Origin of the sequence: Tautonia sp. JC769, assembly GCF_040717455.1 — a bacterium.
Taxonomy (GTDB): Bacteria; Planctomycetota; Planctomycetia; order Isosphaerales; family Isosphaeraceae; genus Tautonia.
In genome coordinates this window covers 1-18,537 of sequence record NZ_JBFEFH010000047.1, presented here as the reverse complement: position 1 = coordinate 18,537, position 18,537 = coordinate 1, and the positions used below count along the sequence as shown (strand labels likewise).

Below are 18,537 nucleotides of genomic sequence, written 5' to 3'. Positions count from 1 at the left end.
GTGCACGGAACGATCGGCCCCCGGCGAGGACCCGGCGTCTTGCCCGGCGAAACGCCGCATGATCGGTGCCAACCGCTCCTCCATTGCATCGAAATCAAGGAATCTTTTCTGATCGTTTCCTGCAGAGTGTGTTGACGACTTCTCATTTTCACCGGATCCTTCGCCGGCCGGGCGGGCCTCAGCGGTCCGCACCGGCTGTCGATGGTCGGCCGGCGGACGGTGTGGCCGAGATGACCAGGCTGGTCGCGCTTCGATCGCCCCCCGATCGCCTGCCGGCGTGCCGGTGCGACCGCCGATCTGGGCTGGACGCCCGGGGCGATTCGTGCCATAACCGCCGAATCATCACGGACCAGGATGGTCCGCAATCCGACTGCGAGCGCGGGCGGTCCGCCGTCCCGATTCCACAGGCCAGAGGCAGGGAGGCCCTCCGATGTCGCCGATCAGGCCCGACCCGTCGCACCGCCCCGGGGGATCGACCCACCTGCCGACCGTCCCGGCCGCCGCCGCAGGGCAGGGGCCCTCGGGGACGATCAGCCTCTCGATCGTCGTGCCGGCCCGCAACGAGGCCGAGGCGCTGCCGGCCCTGCTCGACGAGATCACCCGGTCCTTCCGGCCGCTCGCCCGCCGATCGCCCGACGACGGCCACCGGCTCGACGGCTTCGAGATCCTCCTCGTCGACGACGCCTCCACCGACGAGACGCCCGAAGTCCTGACCCGGCTTTCGGTTCGGCACCCGGAGCTGCGCTCGATCCGGATGGCCTCGAACGTCGGCCAGTCCGCGGCGATCGTCGCCGGCTTCCGCGAGGCGAGGGGCGCCTACGTCGCCACGCTCGACGCCGACCTCCAGAACGACCCGGGCGACCTGGCCCGCTTCTGGGACCTCCTGCCCGGCTTCGACGCCGTGCTCGGCTGGCGTCGCAAGCGCGAGGACGTCTGGACCAAGCGCCAGATCAGCCGATGGGCCAACTGGGTCCGCAACGCCGTGCTCGGCCAGTCGATCCGCGATACCGGCTGCTCGGTCCGGATTTTTCCCCGAGCCGTCGCCCTCCGCCTGCCGATGTTCCAGGGGTCGCATCGATTCTTCGGCCCGCTCCTGCTTCGAGAGGGCTGCGCGATCCGGCAGGAGCCGGTCGGGCACCGCCCGAGGCCGCACGGCCAGTCGCATTATTCCTTCCGGAATCGGTCGATCCGCGTCATTGTCGACTTGTTCGGAGTGGCCTGGCTGATGCGCCGGCCGGTGCGGTTCGAGGTGGCGTCGACGCCGTCGCAGCCCTCGCAACCGACCGCCCCATCGCAGGCGAACGTGGCCAGGCAGGAGGCTTGAGGCATGTCGTGGTTCGGGGCGTACAGCTCGACCGATGCAATCTGGCTCGGCGTCGGCTTCGCCGGCCAGCTTGCCTTTACCTCGCGGTTCCTGGTGCAGTGGGTCGCCTCCGAGCGCCGGAGAGACTCGGTCGTGCCCATCGCCTTCTGGTGGTTCAGCCTCGCCGGCGGCCTGACCCTGCTCTCCTACGCCATCCACAAGAAGGACCCGGTCATCGTCGTCGGCCAGGCGGTCGGCGTCCTGATCTACACCCGCAACCTGTACCTGATCGCACAGGCCAGGCGGGATCGAAGGTCCAACCCCTCCCCCTCCTCCTCGGCCGCGAGCGACCCGAGCCGCTCGGCCGGCGGCGTCCGCGCCCATGCGGCCGAACCCCCTCCCGTCCCCAATGCCCCCCTCGTCGAATCCCCGCGACCGGTCGATCGGGCGGCCTGAGTCCTCTCCCGCTCCGGATCGCATGCGGGAAGGACAGTAGCCGCGCAATTCGGCAAATGGGGCATTCTGGCGCGGCTGCGTGCCTCAACGGGGTTATTTGCGGGGCTTAGGGGTTCGAGGGGGCGTCGCCCGGCTTCGGCTCCGATTCCGGGTCGGTGCCCGTGTCCGAGGCCGGTTCATCGCCGGCCTCGGCCGAGGGGGCCGATTCGAGGACGGCCTGGGCGGCGGCCTCGGCCTCGGCCTCGGCGCGGCCCTGGAACTTGAGCGAGGCGGAGTTCATGCAGAACCGCAGGCCGGTCGGCCGCGGGCCGTCCTTGAAGACGTGGCCGAGGTGGGCATCGCAGACCCGGCACAGCACCTCGGTCCGGATCATGAAGCCGCTGCGGTCGGTCTCGGTCTTGACCACGGCCTTGCTGACCGGGGCGTAGAAGCTCGGCCAGCCGGTCCCGGACTCGAACTTCGTCTTCGAGTCGAACAGGACGGTGTTGCAGCAGACGCACCGGTAGTAGCCGTCGCCGTGATGGTTCCAGTAGCGGTTGGAGAAGGCCGGCTCGGTCCCCTTGCGCCGGGTGACGTAGAACTCCTGATCGGTCAGAATTTGTCGCCATTCGGCATCGGATTTCATGACCCTGGTTCCTTTGGTCGGCGTCGTCTTGGAGGTTGAGGCGGATTGGCCGGGGGCCTGAGGTCGCTTCGGTTCGTCCCCTCCGGCCCGGACCGCCGCCAGCGCGGCCAACACCAGCACGGCGGCACCGACTGCCAGGAATCGCGTCGTCATCGTGTTCCTCCGTTGCGGGATGAGACAGGCTTCGCGGGGGAGTCTCCCCCGTGTGTTGTATTCTAATGACCCCGCATCGGCCAATCGACCGGAACTCGGGCCGATTGCGCCCCGGCTCGCCGGGCGGGATCGCGCCCGGCGGGATCGGGCCGGCCGATTCCCGGCCGATGGACAGCCGGGGGCCCCGCGACGATAATGAGGGCCTTCGATCCCCACCGGTGCCCCTCGACGCCCCGAGGGGCCGCCGATCGCCCTGGACGCAGAGCCGACGCGACCCATCATGCGCACCTCCTCGACCGCGATTCGAAGCCTGCTGGCCGGCGACGTCCCGACCGGCTCGACCGTCACCCTCGCCGGCTGGATCCGGACCCGGCGCGACTCGAAGGCGGGCCTGTCGTTCCTCCAGGTGCACGACGGCTCGGGCTTCGACCCGGTGCAGGTCGTCGCCGAGGCGAGCCTGCCGAACTACGCCGAGGAGATCGCCCACCTGACCACCGGATGCGCCGTGGTGGTCGAGGGGACGCTCGTGCCGTCGCAGGGCAAGGGGCAGACGGTCGAGGTGAAGGCCGACCGGGTCGAGGTCGTCGGCACGGTCGACGACCCGGACACCTACCCCGTCTCGGCCAAGCGGCACACGTTCGAGTTCCTCCGCACGGTCGCCCACCTGCGGCCGAGGACGAATACCTTCGGCGCGATCGCCAGGGTCCGGCACACTCTGTCGATGGCCGTCCATCGCTACTTTCATGAGCATGGGTTCTTCTGGATCCACACGCCGATCATCACCGCCAGCGACGCCGAGGGGGCCGGGGCGATGTTCCGCGTCTCGACGCTCGACCTGGCCAACCTGCCGAGGGCCGAAGGGGGCGGGATCGACTTCGGCGGGGACTTCTTCGGCAAGCCGAGCTTCCTGACCGTCTCGGGGCAGCTCAACGTCGAGGCGTACTGCCTGGCGTTGAGCAAGGTTTATACGTTTGGCCCGACCTTCCGCGCCGAGAACTCGAACACGACGAGGCACCTGGCCGAGTTCTGGATGATCGAGCCGGAGATCGCCTTCGCCGACCTGGCCGCCAACGCCGACCTGGCCGAGGACTTCCTCAAGTCGATCTTCCGGACCCTGCTCGACGAGCGGGCCGACGACATGCGGTTCTTCGCCGAGCGGATCGACAAGGATTGCGTCAACCGCGTGGAAGCGTTCATCAATTCCAGCTTCGAGCGCATGGATTACACCGACGCCATCGCCGCGCTCGAGGCGGCCATCGCGAAGGGGAAGACCTTCGAGTTCCCGGTCCGGTGGGGGATCGACCTCCAGTCGGAGCACGAGCGGTACCTGACCGAGGAGCTGGTCGGCCGCCCGGTGGTGGTGATGAACTACCCGAAGGAGATCAAGGCCTTCTACATGCGATTGAACGACGACGACCGCACCGTGGCCGCGATGGACGTGCTCGCCCCCGGCATCGGCGAGATCATCGGCGGCAGCCAGCGCGAGGAGCGGCTTGAGGTGCTCGATGCCCGCCTGGCCGAGCATCAGCTCGACCCGGCCGCCTACTCCTGGTATCGCGACCTGAGGCGCTACGGCACCGTCCCGCACGCCGGGTTCGGCCTCGGCTTCGAGCGGACGATCCAGTATGTGACCGGCATGGCCAACATCCGGGACGTGATCCCCTTCCCCCGGACCCCCGGCAACGCCGACTTCTGACGCAACCCATCGACCCGAATACGCCGACCTCTTGATCTCGCGGGAGCCTGCTTGCCGATGTCCACCACGCCCGAACCTCCTGCCCGGCCGCTCCGCTGGGGCATCCTCGGTTGTGCCCGGATCACCCGCCAGGGCCTGGTGCCCGGCATCAACGCCTCGCAGTCCGGCTCCGTTCAGGCGCTCGGCAGTCGCAACGAGGGGCTGGCACGGTCCTGGGCCGAGGAGTTCGGGATCCCGGCCTCGTACGGGTCGTATGAAGGCGTGCTCGACGACCCGGACGTCGATGCCGTGTACATCCCCCTGCCGAACGAGCTGCACCTGCCCTGGGTCCTGCGCGCGGCGGACGCCGGCAAGCACGTGCTCTGCGAGAAGCCGATGGCCGTCAACGCCGACGAGGCGGAGCAGATGGTCGAGCATTGCCAGTCGCGCAACGTCATGCTCATGGAAGCCTTCATGTGGCGGCACCAGCCGCGGACGAGGGCTCTGCTCGACCTCGTCCGAAACGGGGGGCTGGGGACCCTGCGGTTCGTCCGGTCGTCCTTCTCGTTCTCGATCGACCCGACCGACTGGCGGACCGACCCGGCGAGGGGAGGGGGGGCGCTCTGGGATGTCGGCTGCTACGGCGTGAGCACCTGCCGGCTGTACGCCGGGTCCGAGCCGGTGGCGATCCAGTCGGTCAAGCGGATCGGGCCGTCGGGCGTCGACCTGAGCCTGGCGGCGCAGCTCGTCTTCCCGAACGGCATCATCGGCCTGGTCGATTGCAGCTTCGAGGCGCCGTTCCGCTGCGAATATGAGCTGGTGGGCACGAAGGGGTCGATCAAGGTGCCCGAGGCGTACCTGCCCCCCGCGCGGCCGATCGCCCTGCGGTTCGACTCCGGCTCGAACATCCACGGCACCGAGCCCGAGACCCTCACCTTCGAGGGGACCGATCAATACGCCTGCATGGTCGATTCGTTCGCCCGGTCCGTCGCCGCGGGTGCCCTCCAGGCCCCTTCGGAGGACGGCCTGCTCCAGATGCAGTGCCTCGACCGGATTCAGGCCGCCGCCATGCCCGTGACCGGCGAGAACGGATGGTGAGGGCGCGGGGCGGTGCTTCCCGCGATCGGACCCCTCTCCCGGCCTGCGGCCACCCTCTCCCCGGCGATCGGGGAGAGGGATGATCGAGCGACCTCGCGACGATGGGCGAGGCGAGGGTCGGCGCGATCGCGGCCCGAGGGTCAGGGCAGGATGTAGACCGACGGCTCCAGCACGCGGACGGTCGTCGGCACCGGCGCATAGGACCGGACGACCGGGGCCGAGGTGACGACGCCGGTGGAGACCACCGGATACGACCGGCTGACGTAGGCCGTGGGCACGAGGCCCGGGTCGTAGGTGACGTACCGCGACTCGACGACCGAGGCGGTCGGCACGGCCTGGAGGTAGCGGGTGGCGACCACCGGCTCGCCGATGATCGTGCCCGACGAGAGGATGGTCGTGGTCGGGACCACGCCGACCGTCGGCACCAGGCGGGTTTCGACCGCCCTCGGCCGGCCGAACAGCCCGTAGCGGACGGTGGACACCTCGGCCCACTGCCCCTTCGCCACCGAGGTCTCGGCGGCCACCAGCCCGAAGGCCAGCAACGCCAGCCCCGCCGTCATCCACGATCCCCGTTTCATTGATCCCCTCGCTTTCGTCGATCGATGCCACTCGGGTCGGGAACGGGATGCGTCGTCGAGCCGGCATGGACGCCCGGCAGCCGATCGGGTTCGGCCGTTCGGCATTGGATAACCGGCGTGATCGAATCCGCGTTCCTCTGCTGCCATGGTAGCTCGCGTCCGGTTCGGCGGCCAGTGCACGCCTGACCTCCTGGCGGTCATCCTCCGCGGGGCGATCGGGGCGGATCGCGGGGCGGGCGGATCGACCCCGGACCGAGACGCCACGACATGGCCCCGGAGCCAGAGCACGGCTACGATGGGCGCCTTGATCATCGAGCCTCGGAAGGGACAAAGGAACCGCGAGATGAGTGCAGACCTCCGCGTGACGCGACGATCGGCGCTGCGAACCCTGGGGACGTCGGCCGGCATGGCGATTGGCGTGGGTTCGGGCATGTGGCCGGACCTGGCCGGAGCGAGGCAGATCGGCCCCGAGCCGAAGCCGGTGGCGGGGGTGGTGACGCGCTACAACAACGGCTTGCATGCGGATGTGCTGCTGAGCCGGATTCTCCAGGGGTGGCGGAACGACGGCGGGCCCGGACCGGCGCTGAGCCTCTCGGCGATCTACCTCGACCAGGTGGAGCCCGGCGACCTGGGGCCGAGGCTGGCCGAGCGGTACGGCGTGCCGATCGTGCCGACGATCGAGGAGGCGTTGACGCTCGGGACCGGCCGGATCGCGGTCGAGGGGGTCATCAGCATCGGGGAGCACGGCACCTATCCGTACAACGAGAAGGGGCAGCACCTCTACCCGCGCAGGAGGTTCTTCGAGGGGATCGCCCGGGCGTTCGAGAAGCACGGGCGGGTGGTCCCGGTCTTCAGCGACAAGCACCTGGGGCCGACCTGGGACGATGCGCTCTGGATGTACGAGACGGCCGAGCGGCTCGGCATCCCGTTCATGGCCGGCTCGTCGCTGCCGCTCAGCTACCGGTCGCCCGACCTGACCCTGCCGATGGCGAGCGACCTGGAGGGGGCGGTCGGGGTCGGCTACTCGGGCCTGGACATCTACGGCATTCATACGCTGGAACTCTATCAGAGCGTCGTGGAACGGCGGCGAGGGGGGGAGCGAGGGGTCCGGTCGGTGGCCTGCCTGGGCGGCGAGGCGATCGGCGAGGCGATCCGCGGGGGCCGGGTGCGTCGCGACCTGCTCGAGGCGGCCCTGAGGGTGGCCCCCGAGGCGTCGAGCCTCGACCCGCAGGCGCTCCAATCGGGGGATTCGGCCCTGTTCCTGTTCGAGTACGTGGACGGGTTCCAGGGGGCGATCCTGATGCTCGACGGCGTGGTGACGGGCTGTCGGGTGGCGGTGCAGCGTCGGGGAGAGGCCGAGGTGCTGGCCACCCGGGCCGAGGAGCGGACGGAGCCGCATTACCCGCACTTCGCCTTCCTGCTGCACGCGATCGAGCGGATGATCCACACCGGCCGGCCGACCTATCCGGTGGAGCGGACCCTGTTGACCGCCGGGATCCTCGACCGCGCGTTGACCTCTCGGGCCGAAGGGGGCCGGACGCTCGAGACCCCGGAACTGGCCATCGCCTACACCCCGGCCGACTACCCGCACGCCCCCGACCCGCCGCTGCCCGTGTAGCCAAGTGCAGGGGGCGCAAGGGGGGAAGCCCTGGCGGGTGCCTCCGGCCGGCCGTCGGCCTCGCCCGCCCGCCTGCACCCCCGACTTCGGGAGCGACGGGGCCTGGCCGCTGAACCCGGGAGACGGACCGGGGGCATGGACGGGGCCGGTTCTGCTCCGTCGACGGTCGATTCGGGGGGCGGCTTCAGGCGGATTATGGCGAATTCGGGCCGTCGAGCGTGCTGCGCGGGTCGGCCTGGGGGCGGCTGATCGGGCTGCGGTCGGGCGCGGTGCGCCCGCCGGTGCGCCCCTCGGTGCGCTCGGCGGGGGTGGTCGAAGGCTCGGCGGGGGTATTGCGGATCGCGTTGGTCGATTGAGGGTTACGGCGATCCTCGGGAGAATTCTCGGGGCCGGGAGGGGGTTCGTTTCGGGATTCGGGGGGCGGGGGGACGTAGGCGGGGCGGTCGGCGTGCTGCGATCGAGAGGCGTCCATGATCTTCGCCTCGCGGGCATGGGCCTTGGAACGCTCGGCGCGGAGGCGGTCGAGCGCGTGCAGCGATTTGTGGAAGTCGCGGAAGGCCTCGCGGCGGTAACGCTGGCGGAGCTGGCCGTCCTTCGAGGTGTCGACCATCGAGGCGGTCTCGACGGCGGCGGCCTCGGGGGCGTCGATGTCGTCCCAGACGATCGGGCGGAGGCTTTCGAGCCGGGCGATCTGGTCGTCGAGCAGGGCGCGGAGCTGGTCGAGGGCCGAGGGGTTGCCGGGGGTCTCGGTCGCGGGCTGGAAGAGTTTGGGGAAGGAGGCGGCGGTGAGGCACCAGACGAGGCCGGCGGGGCTGGTGCGGTCGCTCGGCGGCGAGGGCTCATGGCCGAGCAGGTTCATGGCGAGGAGCAAATCCTGGGCGGTCCAGGGCGTGTTGGTATTGAGCCGGGCGCGGAGGTGCCGCCAGTGGCGGAGCATCCAGTCGATGCCGAAGGCGGTCTCGTGCAGGTCGGCGACGACGGCTTCCGGTTCACGTTTCAAGTCCTGGGCGCGGCGGCGGACGGCGTGCTGCTTGCGTTCGCGCCAGTCGCGCAGCGCCTGCTGGCGGCCGGGCTTGAGGCGGGCCTCCTCGGCCTCGACGCAGCGCAAATAACGGACGTACTCGATGGCGGCGGAGGCGACGAGGGCCTCCTCGGGCGGCGTCTCGGGCCTGGACTTGGAGGTCCAGCTCGCGACGATGACTTCCATGCGCTCGCGCTCCTCGGCGTCGAGGGGGCGCCTGGCCGTGAGGCCGTGGGTGGTGGCGTTGGCGGAGGGGTCGGCCGGGAGGGGGTGAGGGCTCATCGGAGTCGGTTCGCCTCGAATGGGGTGGTGCAAGGTGCAGTCTGCGGAGCGACCGGGCGCGGCGTCACTGCTTGAAATCATCGGGGAGGAGGGGAGGCTTAAGCACAAATTCCGGAGAAAACGGGAAAATGGGGAGTTTCGAGCCGCGGATGGGACACGGATGGGAGGGGAGGAAGGGAGGTTGGTGAGGAGGGTGGAGACCTGGCTTATCGATGCGTGTTGAGGGGTCGGGATCGCGGAGGACGTGGAGGTTATGGCGGAGGAGGATGGGCGGATGCGTGGACTGGTGCACTCGGGATCACGTGCACCGACTCGCAACGATTTTCCCGAACTCGGGGGGAAATTTTAGAATTCGGGGAAAACGTCCTTGCAGGTGAAATCGGGAGGTGCTAACTTCTTCGATTGGTCCGGGAGCATCTTCTTTGTGCCGGGCCGGACGGAGGAACCCGTCGGCCGTTGTGTCCTGCGACGAGCGGTCCGGGCTCCACGCCTGTCTTCCTTCATGCCCCCGTCTCTCCGGGGAAATCGACAACCCTCTCACCGCAGAGGAGTGATGATGCACCGATTGATGTCCCGCGTGGTTGTTCGGCTTTCGCTGGCGGCGATCGTCTGCCTGCCCTTGATGTCGGGGTGCGGTTCCGGCGCGACCCAGACCGGGACGGCCCCCGAGGCGCATTCCCCGACGGTGGGCGGCCATGGGGCGGTCAGCGGGGCGGCCGGGCCGGAGGCCCCCGGCGGCGGCCAGTAGTCCGGGATCCGTCGCGCCGCGAGGCGGCGGCCGTTCACGACGATCGGGGGCGGCACGCCGTGGCATGGCCCCTCCCCTCGGTCGATCGGCCGGGTGTCGGCGGTGGTGCCTGGCCGGCATTCGTTCGTTTCTCGCTCTCCCTCCGATTCGATCGCAGAGGGGCTCCGATCAACGGCGATCGCCCCGGCCGATCGAATCGCGTTTGAAAAAGTGTTCACGCTTTACTTCGCTTCGTTCTTCCGGTGAATTCCTCTCCACGTCGTCCTAGCCTCGATCGGTTCGGTTCGGCCCGGTTCGGTTCCGGCCGACTGGTCCCGTCTCGCATCCGGCCTCTTCCCTTTTCCTTTTCCTTGAATCGGAGAGTCATTCGATGAAGCGTTCGCAGACTCGCGGCTTCACGCTGATCGAACTGCTGGTCGTCATCGCGATCATTGGGGTGCTGATTGCCCTGTTGCTCCCGGCCGTGCAGTCGGCCCGGGAGGCGGCCCGCCGGGCGCAGTGCTCGAATAACCTGAAGCAGATCGGCCTGGCGCTGCACAACTACGAGAGCACCCACGGCTGCTTCGCGCCGTGGTCACTGAACCCGTCGCCGCTCGACAGCTGGGGCTGGACGCCGAGCGGCCACCTGTCGCTGCTCCAGTTCATCGAGCAGGGCACGATGTACTCGGCCTACAACGCCGGCGGGGTGCACCCGAATGCCTCGGGCAATATTTTCTATGACATGAACACGACGGTGTTCAACACGCAGATCGGCACGTTCGCCTGCCCGTCCGACGGGCGGATGGTGAACGTCTCGCAGGCGAACTACGTGGGGAACCTGGGCGGCCCGCACGCGATCCGGGGGTACAACGGCGTCTTCGGGCCGACCCGGGCGGCCTGGCCGGAGGCGGCGCGGGGCGCCGGGATCGTGACGATCGCGAAGATCGTGGACGGCACGAGCAACACCGCCGCGTTCAGCGAGAAGCTGACGGCGCACTCGGGCGTCGGCAGCGTGAACGCCGGGAATGCGAACCCGAACGACTACCTGCGTGTGTGGTTCCGGACCGGCCTGAGCCAGGGCCGCGAGGTGGGCGTGCAGACGCCCGACGCCGTGATGGCGATGATCAACGCCTGCCGGAGCCTGCCGCCGACGACCGTGGCGACCGGCAACGCGCATGAGCCTTCGGGCTGGTTCCGCGTGTACCCGGCCTATTCGAACTACGGCGGGTACCAGCACACCGGCGCGCCGAACTCGCGGAACTGCGGCAACAACGACTGGGTGACCTGGGGCCAGGACATGTGGGGCACGTCGAACGCCGCGAGCCTGCACCCGGGCGGCGTGAACGTCTGCATGGCCGACGGCTCGGTCCGGTTCATCAAGGACACGGTCAACCTGAATACCTGGTGGGGCCTCGGCACGATCAACGGCGGCGAGGTGCTCAGCGCCGACCAGTATTGATCGGGGAGTGACCGCACCCTCGGATCGTGATCGAATCGATCGGAACGGTCTCCAACGGGCCATCGGCGGCCGGCGTGCCGCCGATGGCCCTTCTTGCGTCATGACGCTCAGATGCGTGTCTTTTGCAGACGCGTGCACGGCTACACTCGTTGACGATGCCGCCGCGTGCCTGGGGAGGGGCGAGGCGTCGAGGGCGAAGGTGGTCCATGTGGCTTCGATGAGCGTCATGATGCCAGAATCCACTCAATCACGATTTTTGTGATGGATTCCGATTCGGGGGCGTTGTATGCTGCGGGCGCGAGCCGGGGTTTGGGCGCCCATGGAGGCGTCGCGATGGGCCGCATGGTGCGGCGAGACGGCTCGAACCGGGTCCTGATTCGCTCCCGAAACGGGTGAGGGCGAGCCGCCATGTCGTTTGAAGCGTCCTGTCCGAACTGCGGCCAGTGGTACACGCTCCCGGGGCGCCTGGCGGGCAAGCACGTGAAGTGCAAGCAGTGCGCCGAGGTGTTCAAGCTCCCCGAGTCCCAGCCGTCGCCGTCGCCGTCGCCGACACCGGCATCGAAGCCGAAGCCGAAGCTGGCTCCGGTGGCCGCGGACGACGGGCCGGACGACCTGTATGGCCTGGCCGATGAGGGGCAAGCGGCCGCGCCGTTGCGTCCCTTGCCGCCGAGGCACGGCGACCCGTCGCGCGGCGGGTCGGCGGGATTCGACGAGGCGGGCCAACCGAAGGCCAAGGCGAAGGCGTCGCGGAAGCGTCGGAAACCGAGGGGGGACGGGGCCGGGCATCCGGTGAAGTGGCTCGCCGGCGGGATGGTCGGCGGGGCGATCGGCGCGGTGATCTGGATGGTGGTCGGGTACTCGTTCGATTATGAGATCGGCTGGATCGCCTGGGGGGTGGGCCTGCTGGCCGGGATGGGGGTCCGGGCCGGGGCGAACGAGGACGTGGGGGTGGCGCCCGGGGTCGTGGCGGTGATGGCCGCGGTGCTGGGCATCCTGGTCGGGAAGTTCGGGGTGATCGCCCTCTTGTTCGGGGGGATGGCGGCCGGCGCCCCGGGGGAGGACACGCAATTCCTGGTCGTCCGCGACATGGCCGACGAGATCGCCATGGAGTGGGAGGCGCAGGGCCGCCAGCCGAACTGGCCGCCGGGGATGTCGGTCGAGACGGCGTTGGAACGCGCGGACTACCCGGCCGACCTCTGGGCCGAGGCCGAGGGGCGCTGGGCGGCCTTGCCCGCCGAGCAGCAGCAGGGGATGCTCCGGGAGTATCAGGCGAACCTCGCCGCCATGCCCGCGTTCCTGATCGGGGCGGTGTTCGTGGCCTCCTTGTTCTCGCCCTGGAACCTGCTCTGGTTCGGGCTGGCCTCGCTGACCGCCTTCCGGGTGGGGTCGGGGGCGACGAGCGGATAGGCAACGGCCGAGACGGCGGGCAGGCGCCGATGCCTCCGCGGCCCGAGCGCCCGGCTCTCATGGCCTCGCGGGCGCGGCCATGCCACGCCGCGGGGTGCACCCGGCCGTTTCTCCGGGATCTTCGCTTGCCAGATCACCGGAAATCCGGAAGGCTAGGCGACGTGAACGGGATGACACAGGCGGGCGGGCGAATCGAACACGGCGATTCGCCCCTCTGCTTCACGCCCGGAGTCGGCAGGAGCACACACGATGAACGGGATTCACGAAGTCTTTCCCTATCTGCGCGTCAAGGACGCCAAGGCCGCGATCGCGTTCTACACCGGTGTCTTCGGCGCCTCGGAGAAATTCCGGCTGAGCGAACCCTCCGGGAGGATCGGGCATGTCGAGCTTGAACTGGGGAACAGCGTCCTGATGCTGTCCGATGAATTCCCCGAGTACGATTGCCTCGGGCCACAAGCACCGGGTGCGACCGGCCTGGTGATCCACCTCCACTGCGACAATTGCGATGAGCTTGCGGCCCGCGCCGTCGGGGCGGGCGCCGTGATGATCCGCGAGCCGTCGGACGCATTCTATGGCGAGCGATCGTGCACCATCCGCGACCCTTTTGGCCACGAGTGGATGCTCGGTCATCAGATCGAGGACGTGGACCCTGCGGAAATGCAGCGGCGATACACGGCGCTGCTGGAAGGCTCCTGACCGCTCACCGTCGCGCCCGGGCGGTGCCGGCGTCTTCGCCGATGTGCCGGGCGCCCTGCCCACGTTCTCGCGGGCAAGGCCCGGGCGTCTTCGCGACTCGGGAGGCCGGGGCGATCGCCGATGCCCGCCTCCCACGATCACGCGAGCGTGGGCCATGCCACCCCGCCACGTTCGTCCGACGGATTTGCCCGGGTTCGGATCGGTCGACGCGTGGAAACGCCTGCAAGGCGAAGGACACTGGTGAAGGGCACCCGTGCCGCGGAATCGACTCGGCGCGCAGTGGGAGGAGACTCCTGGGATGCCGACAGCGTTCATGGGCAAGACCTGGATCTTCGTCGTCCAGGCGATCACCTTCGGCATCTTCGCGGCGTTCGGCCTCGGCCTCGGCCCGCTCTTCCTCCTCGGAATCATGGTCAGGGCCGATGGGAGGCCGGGGACGGATGCGGGAATTGCCATGTGCCTGATGGGCATCCCGTTGCTGCTCATCTTCGCCATGGCCGTGTTCAACCTGCGGGCGAGGCGGGAGCCTTTGCTTCGACTCTGTCGAGAGGGCATCGAGATCGTGCGGGTCGGGTCGTCGTCGCTCGACGGGATCCCGATGATCCCCGCCGTCCTCCGCATCGCGTGGCTCATCGTCTCCACGGAGGGATTCCGGAAGACGGTGGTTCATGTCCCGTGGGGGGATGTCCTGGGTGCGAGGGTGACGGGCCCCCGGATGGCCCGGCGATTGGTGATCGTCGTGTCGCCGGCCCGGGCAGAGGCGGAGGATGACCGGCTTTCGGGCGGTGCCGGTCCGGGAGGGGAGATCACCCTGGACGAATTCGAGTTCAAGACGCCGCTCGATCAGATCGCCGAGGCCATCCATTCGGCTGCCAACGCCCCGGTCGGGTTCGGCCAACTGCCGAGCTGGGACGAGCCTGCCGGGCTGGCCGGGGCCATGCGCGACCTCGGTTGAACGGATCGAAGGCGTCCCAATGCGGGGGATCGCCGGGGGCGAGCGAAGGGGCCGGGCGATCAAGCCTCTGGGGGGATGCTCGAAGGCAGGCCGAGCAGGTCGTCGACGGCGCGGCCGATGTCGGGGGAGCGCATGAGGGACTCGCCGACGAGGATGGCATCGACCCCGGCGGCTTCGAGGCGCTCGACGTCGGAGCGGCCCCGGATGCCGCTCTCGGAGACGAGGAGGACGCCTTCGGGGACCCTCGGGCGGAGCCGGAAGGTGTGCTCCAGGTCGGTCTCGAAGCGGGAGAGGTCGCGGTTGTTGATGCCGACCAGGTCGGCGCCGGCGGCCAGGACGCGGTCGAGGTTCGCCTCCTCGTGGATCTCGACCAGGGCGGTCATGCCGAGGGCTCGGGTCCGGGAGAGCAGGGCGGCGAGCTGGGCGTCGTCGAGGATCTCGGCGATGAGCAGGACGGCGTCGGCGCCGGCCATGCGGGCCTCGACCACCTGGTACTCGTCGATGAGGAAGTCCTTGCGCAGGATCGGGATCGCCACCGAGGCCCGGACGCGGGCCAGGTAGGACAGGTGACCCTGGAAATAAGGGACGTCGGTCAGGACGCTCAGGCAGTCGGCCCCGTGGCTTTGGTAGGTCCGGGCGATGGCGACCGGGTCGAAGTCGGGGCGGATGACGCCGGCCGAGGGGCTGGCTTTTTTCACCTCGGCGATCAGGCGGATGGGCCCCGGGCCTTCGAGGGCCTCGCGGAAGTTGCGGACGGGAGGGGCCTCGCTCGCCTGGATTTCCAGCTCGTCGAGCGGCATCCGCCGCCTCGCTTCGGCCACCTCGCGGCGCTTGGTGGCGACGATCTCGTCGAGGATCGTGGGCATGGTCGTTGGCGTGGGTTCTTCGGTCGGGTTCGGGTGGGGCAGGGGGGTCATTGCCGCTCCAGGCTACCGAACTTTCGGACGATTGCCCACTCGGCACCCCTTGCGAGCGGGGCGATTGCAACGTCTCGGAGGTCGCCTTTTTTGGAATACCGCATCCCGTCTGAATCGGTGGGTTCACGGTGTTTCGGCGGGTGCCCCGGGTTCCGCGCAGCGGACCCCGGGCCAGGGGGGGGCAGGCCCATGCGACTCCGCCCGGGGTCCGCTGCGCGGAACCCGGGGCACCCGGCGCTGCCTCTTGCGGCTGCGCCGCCCCGGTTGGCGAGCAACCCGGGCCACCCAGGGACGACCCACCCTTTTGGGGTGGGCGGTTTCCACCGCGAGGACGGTTGCGATCGTCCGGCGCTCGCGAGCGGTCTGGACGGGCTGGGCGATCCCTGCTAAGGTCCGGCACCGGCTCGAACTGGCCCCCCAAGGACACGGACGTCCCGCCATGATCACCCTCGACGCTCCCGCCGGCGTGCATCACCTGCCGATCGAGGCGATCCGCCCAAGTCGATTCAGCATCAGCCTTTACGGCGACCCCGACCGCGAGATCGACGGCGACGGACTGCTCGACAGCATCCGCCGGGGGGGGATCCTCGTGCCGCTCGTCGCCGCGCCCGAGGCCGACGGCTTCGAGCTGCTCTCGGGCCACCGGCGGCTCGCCTGCGCCCGGCGGTTGGGGCTGGAGACGGTCCCCTGCGAGGTCCGGGCGGTCCCCAAAGGGTCGGGCCGCCGCCGAGCGATCCTCGACTACAACCGCCAGCGGCGCAAGACGTTCAGCCAACTGATGCGGGAGGCCGACGCGCTGGAGAGCCTGCTCGGGCCCGAGGCCCGCCGGCGACGGTCGGCCAACCTGAGGGGGAGCGGCGTCGAGGCCGGCTCTGACGCCGGCGCCGATGGTCGGAATTCCGACGGTCGGGGCGGTCGGACGGACGAGACGATCGCCCGGGCCATCGGCCTGGGGGGGAAGGACCTGTACCGGCAGGCCCGGGCCGTCTGGAAGGCGGCCGCCTCGGGGGACGCCCGGGCGAGGAGCGGCCTGGCCCAGCTCGATGCCGGGACCAAGTCGGTCCACGCCGCCTACAAGGACCTGCGGCGCCGGGCCCGCCTGACGACCGGGTTCCGGCCGACGCCGTACGACGTCTGGGCGTTCCGGCGCGACCCGTCCTACGGCGTCCCGCACCCCGGTTCGATCCCGGCCGGGATCGTCTCCCACACGCTGCACTACTTCACGGCGCCGGGGGCGTTGGTCGTCGACCCGATGGCCGGCGGCGGGACGACGCTCGACGTCTGCGAGGCCATGGGCCGCCGCTGCCTTGCGTATGACCTCGATCCTGTACGCCCAGAAATCCGACAGCTCGACGTAAGGCATGGCTTTCCGCTTGAAGCTCGCGAATGCGATCTCGTGTTCTGCGATCCCCCCTACCATACCATGCTCGCCGGGCCGTATGCGGCGTTCGGGGTCGAGCCCGAGCCGCTGACCGGCTGGATCGCTTTTTTGAACACGCTGGCCGCGCATGCGTTCGCCGCCCTGAGGCCGGGGGGGCACGTCGCCCTCTTGCTGGCGAACCAGACCGAGAAGGACCTGCCCGCCGGGGTCGGCTACATCGACCACGGGTTCCTCGGGTATGGGGCACTGACCGGCGCCGGCTTCGTGCCGGTGCGGCGGATCAGTTGCCCGATGGACGGCGCGTATCTGCCGCAGCACGTCCAGCGCGCCCGCCGCGACGGCCGATTGCTCGGCCAGGTCCGCGACCTGCTCGTGATGCGCAAACCTTTGGGTGAAAACGAGATCCTACCGGGCGGCCCGGCTCAGTTGAGCGGCTCGCCGCCGGCCAGCTCGTAGACCTTGCCCCGGACGAAGGGGTTGGAGAGGGTCGGGTTGCGGCGGACGATCGGCTCGGGCAGCTCGTCGACCGCGCGATCGACGAGGCGTTGCAGCTCCTCCGGGTGCAGCCGTTCGATCAGGAGGCTGATGGCCTCTTCCTCGGATTCGCGCTGCTCGTCTCGGCGTTCGCGATCGCGACGGACGGCGACCGACCGGAGATGCTCCTCAAGCTGTCTGCGCCGAACTTCAATTTTGGTAGCGACTTGCGGCAAGAGTTCGTAGCCGTCCTCGATCCCGGCCCGGATGTAGCCGGGTCCGTTCTGCAGCTTCCCCTGGCTTTGCAGGAAGAGGGCGTTGAGCAGGACCTTGGCCACGTCCTGGGGTTCTTTCTGGGTGACGAGCTTCTTCGCGAGCTTCTTGGGCAGTCCCTGTTCCGTCAACAACTCCTGGAGATCAACAGCAACAAGCAGCTTCCCCTCGGCCGTGATCCGGAAGGGCGTTCCCGGAATCGGGATGCTGGTGTTGTCTTCTTCTTCTCTCGTTACTGGATCTTGTTTGGGCCTACCTGCTCGGCCGCCCCGGCCGATTTCCCGGGCCTCGGGTCCTGAAGATTCTGGGACGCCGAAGGCATCGAGATCTAAAGAAAATGGGCCACCCCTTGGGGGTCCTTCGAAAGATTCTGGGACAGTCCTGCGCGGATTCTGGGACGCCTTGCTCGCGGCCTTGCTCGGCCGCTCCGGGGCGTTGCGGAGGATCTTGTAGGCGGTGGCCTTGCCCGGCGACTTGCTCGTCGCCAGCAGTCCGGCCCGGGCCAGCTCGGCGATGGCGTCGAGCACGGTCTGGCGGCTCATTCCGCCTTGTTTGGCGATCGTCCGGATGCTCGGGTAGGCCCAGCCGGTGCCGAAGTCCGCATAGAGGCCGATGACGAGGTAGACCTTGATCGCCGAACCGCCGAGCGATCGGAACGCCTCGGAGCGGAGCAGGTCGTGCTCGACGCGGAAGAAGTACCAGTCCATGGCCGTATTTGCGGTCGCTTTGGGTTTCGAAAGGGGGCTCGGGGCGTCGGCGAGGGGCGCCGGGTGCCCGATTGCGCAGGGAGGGGCCGATTGCTCTGATCTGATCAGAGGGACAGGGCGCCCGGATCCTCGTCCTGGTCCGGGTCCGGCGGGTCGGCCACGTAGTAGGTCTTGACCTTCCCCCGCTGCCGGGTCGTCGGCACCACCAGGCCGAGCTTCTCGAGCCGGGCGAGGCTGTCGATGACCGTCGGGCACGAGAGGGCCGTGCGGTCCATCAGCTGGCTGAGGCTCATGGTCACGCTCCGGTCGGGCCGCCCGCCGCAGGCGGCGACCATGACGAGATAGACCTTGATCCCCTCCCCCTTGATCCGGCCCAGATAGCCGCGATCGAAGAGGACGCTTCTCAGCCAGTCCGTCTGCGTGGGCATGGCGACGGGCACGTCCTGACCCCTCCCTGGACCCTTGCGATTGCTCGCGATGGCCCTGAGATCCGATCAGGGCCGGCGAGGCTCGCGCTCGCTCTCTCGCTCTTATAGGACAGGAGAACGCCGATTCTCCTGGGTTCCCGGCTCGCGTGCACGAACCGGAATTCGGCCGCAATTTCCCCGGGATTTCCCCGGCAAATGCGATGGCTCGCACACTCGTTATCGACCGGCCAGGCCCACCTCTGCCCCTTTCCTTCGGAGGATTTTCCGCGAGGGTGTTGACCCGCCGCGATTCCTCGGTATTATG

17 protein-coding genes are annotated in these 18,537 nt (G+C 69.2%); 11 read left to right on the top strand and 6 right to left on the bottom strand.

Features of this window, described 5'->3' with window-relative positions:
• The first annotated feature begins 430 nt into the window (after positions 1 to 430).
• Together AB1L88_RS26260 and AB1L88_RS26255 are read left to right on the top strand one after the other, a co-directional pair.
• Positions 431 to 1,324, top strand: coding sequence for a glycosyltransferase family 2 protein (locus AB1L88_RS26260; protein ID WP_367099686.1), 894 nt, complete (start codon positions 431 to 433; stop codon positions 1,322 to 1,324).
• A gap of 3 nt (positions 1,325 to 1,327) precedes the next feature.
• The gene (locus AB1L88_RS26255) at positions 1,328 to 1,759 is read left to right on the top strand and encodes a lipid-A-disaccharide synthase N-terminal domain-containing protein (RefSeq protein WP_367099685.1); all 432 of its coding nucleotides are present in this window, start codon (positions 1,328 to 1,330) and stop codon (positions 1,757 to 1,759) included.
• Positions 1,760 to 1,865: 106 nt separating this feature from the next.
• On the opposite strand, the gene msrB is transcribed toward AB1L88_RS26255, so the two are convergent.
• Positions 1,866 to 2,537: a peptide-methionine (R)-S-oxide reductase MsrB gene (gene msrB, locus AB1L88_RS26250; RefSeq protein WP_367099684.1), complete on the bottom strand. Its 672-nt coding sequence runs from the start codon at positions 2,535 to 2,537 to the stop codon at positions 1,866 to 1,868.
• 280 nt (positions 2,538 to 2,817) lie between these two features.
• On the opposite strand from msrB, the gene asnS reads away from it, so the two are divergent.
• Both asnS and AB1L88_RS26240 read left to right on the top strand, forming a co-directional pair.
• On the top strand, positions 2,818 to 4,233 hold the full coding sequence (gene asnS / locus AB1L88_RS26245; protein ID WP_367099683.1) for an asparagine--tRNA ligase: 1,416 nt from the start codon (positions 2,818 to 2,820) through the stop codon (positions 4,231 to 4,233).
• 57 nt (positions 4,234 to 4,290) lie between these two features.
• Positions 4,291 to 5,310 (top strand): Gfo/Idh/MocA family oxidoreductase, encoded by a 1,020-nt coding sequence (locus AB1L88_RS26240; RefSeq protein WP_367099682.1) that lies wholly within the window; start codon positions 4,291 to 4,293, stop codon positions 5,308 to 5,310.
• A 140-nt stretch (positions 5,311 to 5,450) separates the two neighbouring features.
• Here AB1L88_RS26240 and AB1L88_RS26235 read toward each other — a convergent pair whose 3' ends face one another.
• Entirely contained in the window at positions 5,451 to 5,888 is a 438-nt protein-coding gene (locus tag AB1L88_RS26235; RefSeq protein ID WP_367099681.1) for a hypothetical protein, read from the bottom strand.
• Positions 5,889 to 6,231: 343 nt separating this feature from the next.
• Between AB1L88_RS26235 and AB1L88_RS26230 the strand changes: the two genes are divergently transcribed.
• Positions 6,232 to 7,506, top strand: a complete 1,275-nt coding sequence (locus tag AB1L88_RS26230; RefSeq protein ID WP_367099680.1) for a hypothetical protein — start codon at positions 6,232 to 6,234, stop codon at positions 7,504 to 7,506.
• A gap of 193 nt (positions 7,507 to 7,699) precedes the next feature.
• On the opposite strand, the gene AB1L88_RS26225 is transcribed toward AB1L88_RS26230, so the two are convergent.
• The gene (locus tag AB1L88_RS26225; RefSeq protein WP_367099679.1) at positions 7,700 to 8,809 is read right to left on the bottom strand and encodes a hypothetical protein; all 1,110 of its coding nucleotides are present in this window, start codon (positions 8,807 to 8,809) and stop codon (positions 7,700 to 7,702) included.
• Positions 8,810 to 9,377: 568 nt separating this feature from the next.
• On the opposite strand from AB1L88_RS26225, the gene AB1L88_RS26220 reads away from it, so the two are divergent.
• From AB1L88_RS26220 to AB1L88_RS26200, 5 genes are all read left to right on the top strand, one after another.
• Positions 9,378 to 9,557 carry a hypothetical protein gene (locus tag AB1L88_RS26220; protein WP_367099678.1) on the top strand — a complete coding sequence of 60 codons (180 nt, stop codon included), beginning with the start codon at positions 9,378 to 9,380 and terminating at the stop codon, positions 9,555 to 9,557.
• A 370-nt stretch (positions 9,558 to 9,927) separates the two neighbouring features.
• The gene (locus AB1L88_RS26215) at positions 9,928 to 10,995 is read left to right on the top strand and encodes a DUF1559 domain-containing protein (protein WP_367099677.1); all 1,068 of its coding nucleotides are present in this window, start codon (positions 9,928 to 9,930) and stop codon (positions 10,993 to 10,995) included.
• A 408-nt stretch (positions 10,996 to 11,403) separates the two neighbouring features.
• The gene (locus AB1L88_RS26210) at positions 11,404 to 12,402 is read left to right on the top strand and encodes a hypothetical protein (protein ID WP_367099676.1); all 999 of its coding nucleotides are present in this window, start codon (positions 11,404 to 11,406) and stop codon (positions 12,400 to 12,402) included.
• A gap of 249 nt (positions 12,403 to 12,651) precedes the next feature.
• Positions 12,652 to 13,098, top strand: coding sequence for a VOC family protein (locus tag AB1L88_RS26205; protein WP_367099675.1), 447 nt, complete (start codon positions 12,652 to 12,654; stop codon positions 13,096 to 13,098).
• Positions 13,099 to 13,396: 298 nt separating this feature from the next.
• Positions 13,397 to 14,053 carry a hypothetical protein gene (locus AB1L88_RS26200; RefSeq protein ID WP_367099674.1) on the top strand — a complete coding sequence of 219 codons (657 nt, stop codon included), beginning with the start codon at positions 13,397 to 13,399 and terminating at the stop codon, positions 14,051 to 14,053.
• A gap of 59 nt (positions 14,054 to 14,112) precedes the next feature.
• Here AB1L88_RS26200 and trpC read toward each other — a convergent pair whose 3' ends face one another.
• Entirely contained in the window at positions 14,113 to 14,970 is an 858-nt protein-coding gene (gene trpC, locus AB1L88_RS26195) for an indole-3-glycerol phosphate synthase TrpC (protein ID WP_367099673.1), read from the bottom strand.
• A 439-nt stretch (positions 14,971 to 15,409) separates the two neighbouring features.
• On the opposite strand from trpC, the gene AB1L88_RS26190 reads away from it, so the two are divergent.
• A complete protein-coding gene (locus AB1L88_RS26190) occupies positions 15,410 to 16,807 on the top strand; it encodes a DNA methyltransferase (protein ID WP_367099672.1) in 1,398 nt (465 codons plus the stop codon).
• Here AB1L88_RS26190 and AB1L88_RS26185 read toward each other — a convergent pair.
• Complete coding sequence (locus tag AB1L88_RS26185; RefSeq protein WP_367099671.1) at positions 16,774 to 17,805, bottom strand: helix-turn-helix domain-containing protein; 1,032 nt, start codon at positions 17,803 to 17,805, stop codon at positions 16,774 to 16,776. The two genes, AB1L88_RS26190 and AB1L88_RS26185, sit on opposite strands and share 34 nt — an antisense overlap.
• A gap of 104 nt (positions 17,806 to 17,909) precedes the next feature.
• Positions 17,910 to 18,233, bottom strand: a complete 324-nt coding sequence (locus AB1L88_RS26180; RefSeq protein ID WP_367099670.1) for a hypothetical protein — start codon at positions 18,231 to 18,233, stop codon at positions 17,910 to 17,912.
• Between the last annotated feature and the right edge of the window lie 304 nt (positions 18,234 to 18,537).